Genomic DNA, 7,554 nt, shown 5'->3' with positions numbered 1-7,554 from the left:
AATTAAGAAGTATCAATGGGTATTTTATTAGACTTTAGTCTAATTGCGCTCTAGGTTTGTTAGCAATATTGTTAATGAAAGTTTAGTTTCATTTGTAACTAATATTTTAAATGAAACACTAAAAACCCAAAAAGAACCGTCGTTAACTGCTCAACAAGCAATCACCTAACGCTCGGTTTACTCACTGTTTGAAAGGATGCTAGAGATGACTAAGAAGTTTGCTTCACACGCTGATGTAGAAATTAAGAATGTCAGTTTTGATAAATTGGCTGAAGGTGTTTATGCCTACACCGCTGAAGGCGATCCAAACACAGGTATCATCATTGGTGATGACAGCGTTATGGTCATTGATACCCAAGCCACGCCGGCAATGGCACAAGACGTTATTGACCGTATTCGTGAAGTTACCGACAAACCAATCAAACACATCGTTTTAAGCCATTACCATGCTGTACGTGTATTAGGCGCATCGGCTTACGGTGCAGAAAACATCATTGCAAGCCAAAACACTTACGATCTTATTGTTGAACGTGGTCAGCAAGACTATGAATCAGAAGTTGGCCGCTTCCCTCGCCTGTTTGCCGGTGTCGAAACCGTACCGGGACTAACATGGCCAACAGTGGTTTTCGACAAAACCATGACGCTATATATGGGTAAACGAAAAGTTGAAATCATGCACCTTGGCGCCGGTCACACCAAAGGTGACACCGTGGTATGGCTACCCGAGGAAAAAATCCTTTTTGCTGGCGACTTAGTTGAATACGGTGCGACGCCCTATTCTGGCGATGCTTACCACAAAGATTGGCCGAACACGCTTGATAACCTACTGGCATTAAAACCTGAACAGCTTGTTCCTGGCCGCGGTGAAGCGCTTACAACCCCTCAATTATGTGAAGATGCCATTGAAGGAACACGCGCATTTGTCAGCACTATGTTTGAAACCGTAAAAGCTGGTAAAGAGGCGGGTAAATCGCTGGCTGATTGCTACCGTGACACCTATCAAGTACTTGCGCCTAAATATGCTGAGTGGGTGATTTTCGAGCATTGTCTACCGTTTGATATTACCCGGTGTTATGACGAAGCCGGCGATTATGTGAACCCTCGCATTTGGACTGCAGAGCGTGACCAAGACATGTGGCATTCACTACAAGACGCACTGTAAACCGCCAAGGAATGGAGGATACTCAAATGCATTCAACCTATACCAACCCTGTTTATGATTACGTTAAACATGCTGATCAAACAGGTACGCATACTACACACCACCCTGTTATTGTTGTTGGTGCAGGGCCCGTTGGTCTAACAGCTGCTCTTGATTGTGCAACACAGAATCAACCTGTGGTTGTGTTAGATGATAACAACACCGTCAGTATTGGCTCTCGTGCTGTATGTTACGCTAAGCGGTTCTTGGAAATCGTTGACCGAGTCGCAGGTGATGCGGGTCAACGTATGGTCGATAAAGGGGTAACCTGGAACACAGGTAAGGTTTTTCTTGAAGAAGAAAAAGTATACCAATTCAACATGCTGCCAGAGGATCATCACCGCCGCCCGGGATTCATTAACCTTCAACAGTACTATATGGAAGAGTACTTGGTTGATGAAGCCTACAAACATACAGATACCATCGACCTTCGCTGGAAAAACAAAGTTACTGCAATTGAAGATGGTGACGATAAAGTTCTTCTGACGATTGATACACCCGATGGCGAATATCACCTGAGTTGTGATTATCTGATTGTGGCTGATGGCGCAAACAGCTCTATTCGTACCATGATGGGGCTAGAAAGTAAGGGACAGATCTTCAAAGATCGTTTCTTGATTGCCGATGTTGTCATGAAAGCTGAGTTCCCCTCTGAGCGTTGGTTCTGGTTTAAGCCTCCATTCCACAAAGGCCACTCAAGCCTTTTACACAAGCAGCCAGATAACGTTTGGCGTATCGACTTCGACCTCGGCTGGGATGCGGATCCTGAAGAAGAGAAGAAGCCTGAGAATGTCATCCCTCGTGTGGCAGCCATGCTAGGACATGACAACTTTGAGTTGGAATGGTGCAGCGTGTACACCTTCCGCTGCCGTCGTATGGATAAATTCCGTCATGGTCGCGTATTGTTCACGGGGGATGCCGCACACCAAGTCAGTCCATTTGGTGCTCGGGGGGCAAATTCTGGCGTACAAGACACAGATAATCTCATTTGGAAACTCAAGTTAGTACTTGATGGCAAAGCCCCGACTCACCTGCTTGATACTTACAGTGACGAGCGTGTGTATGCCGCAGATGAAAACATCATGAACTCGACGCGTTCGACGGATTTCATCACACCAAAAAATAACATCAGCCTCGTGTTCCGAGATGCTGTACTTGATTTAGCAGAACATCATGAGTTTGCACGTCCTTTAGTTAATTCTGGCCGCTTATCAGTACCCGCTCGTTTATCCGGTTCAATGTTAAACACGGAAGATGACGATACGTATTGCAGTGAATTGCTACCGGGTACCGTTTCAACCGACGCCCCTATTCACTTTAAAGACGGCTCTACAAATTGGTTACTAAACCAGATTGGTAATGATTTCACAGCCATTTATTTTGCCGATGGCAATAGCGATATACCGACGGAAGCATTACAAGCGTTAACCAAGCAAGCTATTCCGGTAAAACCCATCGTCCTATTCAGCAAAGAAAGCGAGCTCATTGAGCTGCCTGAAGGCCTAACCGCGATTCAAGATAGCAACGGCGTATTATTTGACCGCTTTGATGCTAAACCATCAACGACTTATCTATTCCGCCCAGATCAACACGTGACCGCACGTTGGCGTGAGTTCAATGCCTCCAGTATTCATCACGCTGTCACTAAAGCCACCTGTAACGGATAGGAAAGGAATCAGTTATGACTACATCAAACAGCGTTAAACCACAGCTGAATTTAACGCCAAACTTTGAAGATACCGATGGCTTTTATAATCGCCTGATTGATCTCCATCGTCACGGTGACGAGCAGCTGAGCCAAAAAATTAATGCACGATTAATTCTGACGCTCGCCAACCACATTGGTGACAACGATATCTTGCAGCAAGCCCTGAACATCGCAGCACCCACAGAGGAGAACAACAATGCGTAAGTGGTTCCAGTTCCCAATTAAAGAAGGCAAAGCATCAAACCAAGCGCATTGCGATTTGCCTGAGCAGAGCTTTGAACGAGAGATTGGCAAAGAAGGTTTTTTTGGCCCAGCTTCCCATATGTATCACACCCATGCACCTACAGGCTGGAGTGAGTGGCAAGGCCCACTAAAACCTCGTGCTTTTGATACCAATAAGCTGGAAGTAAAAACCAATCAGCCATTCAACGCTAGCACCATACTGACGAATCCAAATGTCAAAGTTCGCATGTGGCATTGTGATAGTAATATGACCGAACTTGCGCGTAACGGTGACGGTGATGATGTACTGTTCATTCACCAAGGCAGCGGTGATCTGTATTGCGACTACGGCCACATTAGCTTCCGTGATGGCGATTACTTAGTCATTCCTCGCTCAACAAACTGGCGCGTTGAGATTAATGAGCCTATTTCAGTCTTGATGATAGAAGCCACTAATGGTTCATACATGAGTGCAGAACGCGGTATTGTTGGCGACCATGCTATTTTTGACCCGGCAGTACTCGAATACCCAACCATCAACGATAAGTTTGATGCACAACGCAGCAGCACAGACAACTGGACAGTCTTGCTTAAAAGCCGCGAGCAAATGAACCAGATTAGCTACCCATTCAACCCACTTGATGCACAAGGGTGGAAAGGTAACCTAACGGTATTTAAGTTGAACTGGCGTGATATTCGCCCTCTTATGAGCCACCGTTACCATTTACCACCTTCAGCCCACATCACGTTTGTTGCTGACGGCTTCGTCATTTGTACTTTTGTTCCTCGCCCTATTGAATCCGATCCAGGCGCACTAAAAGTACCGTTCTACCACAACAACGATGATTACGATGAGGTGCTGTTCTATCACAAAGGTGACTTTTTCAGCCGCGATAACATCGAAGCGGGCATGGTAACCCTACACCCTTGTGGTTTCCCGCATGGCCCACACCCGAAAGCCGCTGCGGCTGGTGYAAAGCACGCGAAAAAAGAAACCGATGAAGTAGCAGTAATGATCGATACCCGCATGCCGCTTGATGTGCCTGAACTGCCAGAAGGCGTTGAGAACACAGATTACGTGAATTCATGGACTGCAAAATAAATATTAAAGGATTATAACAATGAAACTGGCTTCTCTTAAAAACGGCCTAGATGGTCAACTTGTTCTTGTTTCTCGTGATTTAACAACCGCCGTTGATGCAACCGATATTGCACCAACACTGCAAGCAGCATTAGATAATTGGTCAATCGTTGAAAGCAAACTCGAAACGCGTTATCAGCAGCTTAACGATAAGCAATGTGACGCCAGCTTTACATTTGAGCCTACAGATTGTGCCTCACCACTGCCACGTGCTTATCAATGGGCTGACGGTAGTGCTTATGTCAATCACGTTGAGTTAGTCCGTAAGGCTCGTAACGCTGAAATGCCAGCATCTTTCTGGACCGATCCACTGATGTACCAAGGTATGAGTGATGGCTTTATCGGCCCACGCGATGACATCAACGTGCGAGAAGAAAGCTATGGCATCGATTTTGAAGCTGAAATCGCGGCCATTACCGATACGGTACCAATGGGCGCTACGCCTGAACAATCAGCATCGCATATCAAGCTACTAATGTTGGTGAACGACGTCTCGCTACGTAACTTGATCCCAGCCGAGCTTGGCAAAGGCTTTGGCTTCTTCCAATCAAAACCAGCATCAGCGTTCTCACCTGTCGCTATCACTCCCGACGAGCTTGGCGATAGCTGGCGTGATTCAACGGTTCATCATCCACTAACGGTACACTTGAACGAAGAGTTATTTGGTAACCCGAATGCAGGCGTCGATATGACCTTCAATTTCGCACAACTTGTTAGCCATGTTGCGAAAACACGTCACGTGGGCAATGGCACTATTGTGGGTTCAGGTACGGTTTCTAATGTCGACCGTTCAAGTGGCTCTTGCTGTTTAGCAGAGAAACGAATGCTAGAAATCATTGAATCTGGCGAGCCTAAAACGCCGTTCATGCAGTTTGGCGACAAGGTGCGTATTGAGATGTTTGATCAACAAGGAAACAGTATTTTTGGCGCGATTGACCAAACCGTTGTCCAGTATCCAGTCTCTAAATAAGTTATCTATAACAGTCCGCTAAGGGGGAGAAAATAATGAAGCTCTATGACTATTATCGCTCATCTGCGGCCTATCGGGTCCGTATAGCTTTAAACCTCAAGCAACTTGATTGGGAGTGTGTACCCGTATCGCTACTAAAAGGTGAGCAGTCAGACCCTTCATATACCGACATTGCCCCTGCAGGATTAGTACCAGCGCTGGATACGGGTGAGCACATACTGACTCAGTCGCTGGCTATCTGTGAGTACTTGGATGAGGTGTTCACAGACACGCCGTCTATATTACCAAGCGATGCTTTAGCACGGGCTCAATGCCGGTCACTGGCCTACCAAGTGGGTTGCGACATTCACCCTTTGAATAACCTTCGAGTACTCAAGTACTTAAAGAATGAGTTAAGGGTGAGTGATGAACAAAAAACGCAATGGTATCACCACTGGTTGCACAAAGGGTTTACAGCACTAGAGCAACAACTCAAGCACCAAGGTACACCCTTCTGTTGTGGTGATACACCAACATTGGCCGACATTTGCCTTATCCCGCAAATGTACAACGCCAAGCGGTTCAATCTACCGCTTAGTGACTATCCAACATTGGTAGCTATCGATAAGGCATGTAATGAGCTCAATGCATTCATTACCGCTCACCCAGATAATTCACCACAAGCTTAACTATATAAAAAACAACGTTATTGGTTAACGCTATAAAGCCGAGCAACTATTGCTCGGCTAACTCTCGATTTTATTACCCTACGATACAAATCGACATAACTATAAATATTCCCACCAATACACGGGAACACTATTAGGCTTTAGAAGGAATAGAACCATGGCAGGATTTAACAAAGTCGTCGATAGCTACGAAGCAGCATTAGACGGTCTAGAAGACGGTATGACGGTACTTGCCGGAGGCTTTGGCCTTTGTGGCATACCTGAAGGTTTAATTGCCAATATCAAACAACGTGGCACACGTGAACTAACCGTTATTTCAAACAACTGTGGTATTGATGAATTTGGCTTAGGCATTTTATTAGAAGATCGCCAAATCAAAAAAATGGTTGCTTCTTATGTCGGTGAGAACAAACTTTTCGAAGAACAGTTGCTATCAGGAGTGCTCGAAGTAGAGCTCACCCCGCAAGGCACACTGGCAGAGAAAATGCGAGCAGGCGGCGCGGGGATCCCTGCCTTTTATACCGCTACAGGTTACGGTACACCAGTAGCGGATGGTAAGCCCATTGCTGAGTTTGATGGCAAAAAATACATTCAGGAACGTGCCATTACTGGTGATTTCGCCATTGTAAAAGCATGGAAAGCCGACCGTTACGGTAATGCCATTTACCGCCATACTGCACAAAACTTCAACCCACTTGCAGCGACCGCAGGTAAGATCACCGTACTTGAAGTGGAAGAAATTGTTGAACCCGGTGAACTCGACCCTGCCCACATACATACACCGGGAATATACGTTAATCGTGTGATTAAAGGCACATTCGAAAAACGTATTGAGCAGCGAACAACACGATAACGAATCGAATAATCAACAATTTCAATTGGGTTAATCACCCACGCAAGGAGCAAACATGGCTTTAACTCGAGAACAAATGGCGCAGCGCGTTGCACGTGAACTTCAAGATGGCTACTACGTTAACCTCGGTATTGGTATTCCAACATTGGTTGCCAACTATGTCCCTACAGGCATGGAAGTCATGCTGCAATCCGAGAATGGATTGCTTGGTATGGGCGCATTCCCGACCGAGGATGAAATCGATGCCGATATGATTAACGCTGGCAAACAGACCGTAACCACGGTGACTGGCGCATCCATTTTTTCATCAGCAGAATCATTTGCCATGATCCGTGGCGGGCATGTTGATTTAACGGTACTAGGCGCGTTCGAAGTAGATGTTTGGGGCAACATTGCCTCGTGGATGATCCCTAACAAGTTAATCAAAGGCATGGGCGGCGCAATGGATCTAGTTGCTGGTGCTGACAATATTATTGTCACCATGACCCATGCCTCCAAAAACGGTGATTCAAAGTTATTACCGAGCTGTAACTTGCCACTGACTGGCGCGGGTTGCATCAAAAAGGTACTCACCGATCTTGCCTACCTTGAAATTAAAAACGGTGCCTTCTGGCTCAAAGAACGTGCGCCGGGTGTTAGCGTCGAGGAAATCAAACAAAAAACGGCAGGAGAGCTCGTTGTTCAGGGAGATATCCCCGAGATGCAATTCTAATTCCCCAAACCGAAATGGCTTTCCCCACCATACAATAACGATAAATTCAGCATGGTGGGGTTCCCCTATATAGGACAGT

The 7,554-nt window shown here is 46.1% G+C and carries 8 protein-coding genes; all 8 read left to right on the top strand.

The genetic code is table 11. The features are described from left to right. The first annotated feature begins 205 nt into the window (after positions 1-205). The 8 genes from L4D09_RS28170 to L4D09_RS28135 all read left to right on the top strand — a co-directional run bounded on the left by L4D09_RS28170 (position 206) and on the right by L4D09_RS28135 (position 7,475). Complete coding sequence (locus L4D09_RS28170; RefSeq protein ID WP_428460857.1) at positions 206-1,162, top strand: MBL fold metallo-hydrolase; 957 nt, start codon at positions 206-208, stop codon at positions 1,160-1,162. A gap of 26 nt (positions 1,163-1,188) precedes the next feature. Continuing rightward, positions 1,189-2,868 carry an FAD-dependent oxidoreductase gene (locus tag L4D09_RS28165; protein ID WP_428460856.1) on the top strand — a complete coding sequence of 560 codons (1,680 nt, stop codon included), beginning with the start codon at positions 1,189-1,191 and terminating at the stop codon, positions 2,866-2,868. Between the two features lie 14 nt (positions 2,869-2,882). Beyond that, positions 2,883-3,113 carry a DUF2783 domain-containing protein gene (locus L4D09_RS28160; RefSeq protein ID WP_428460855.1) on the top strand — a complete coding sequence of 77 codons (231 nt, stop codon included), beginning with the start codon at positions 2,883-2,885 and terminating at the stop codon, positions 3,111-3,113. After that, positions 3,106-4,233 carry a homogentisate 1,2-dioxygenase gene (locus tag L4D09_RS28155; RefSeq protein WP_428460854.1) on the top strand — a complete coding sequence of 376 codons (1,128 nt, stop codon included), beginning with the start codon at positions 3,106-3,108 and terminating at the stop codon, positions 4,231-4,233. The genes L4D09_RS28160 and L4D09_RS28155 overlap by 8 nt, the downstream gene beginning before the upstream one ends. Before the next feature lie 19 nt (positions 4,234-4,252). After that, positions 4,253-5,242 carry a fumarylacetoacetate hydrolase family protein gene (locus tag L4D09_RS28150; RefSeq protein WP_428460853.1) on the top strand — a complete coding sequence of 330 codons (990 nt, stop codon included), beginning with the start codon at positions 4,253-4,255 and terminating at the stop codon, positions 5,240-5,242. A 35-nt stretch (positions 5,243-5,277) separates the two neighbouring features. Beyond that, positions 5,278-5,910, top strand: a complete 633-nt coding sequence (maiA, locus tag L4D09_RS28145) for a maleylacetoacetate isomerase (protein ID WP_428460852.1) — start codon at positions 5,278-5,280, stop codon at positions 5,908-5,910. A 157-nt stretch (positions 5,911-6,067) separates the two neighbouring features. Continuing rightward, positions 6,068-6,763: a CoA transferase subunit A gene (locus tag L4D09_RS28140; protein ID WP_428460851.1), complete on the top strand. Its 696-nt coding sequence runs from the start codon at positions 6,068-6,070 to the stop codon at positions 6,761-6,763. 55 nt (positions 6,764-6,818) lie between these two features. Further along, positions 6,819-7,475 carry a 3-oxoacid CoA-transferase subunit B gene (locus tag L4D09_RS28135; protein WP_428460850.1) on the top strand — a complete coding sequence of 219 codons (657 nt, stop codon included), beginning with the start codon at positions 6,819-6,821 and terminating at the stop codon, positions 7,473-7,475. Positions 7,476-7,554: the final 79 nt, after the last annotated feature.

The organism is Photobacterium makurazakiensis (genome assembly GCF_050336715.1).
Classification (GTDB): Bacteria; Pseudomonadota; Gammaproteobacteria; order Enterobacterales; family Vibrionaceae; genus Photobacterium; species Photobacterium makurazakiensis.
Note: the sequence above shows the minus strand (reverse complement) of the source record. Positions and strands in the feature narration are given on the sequence as shown.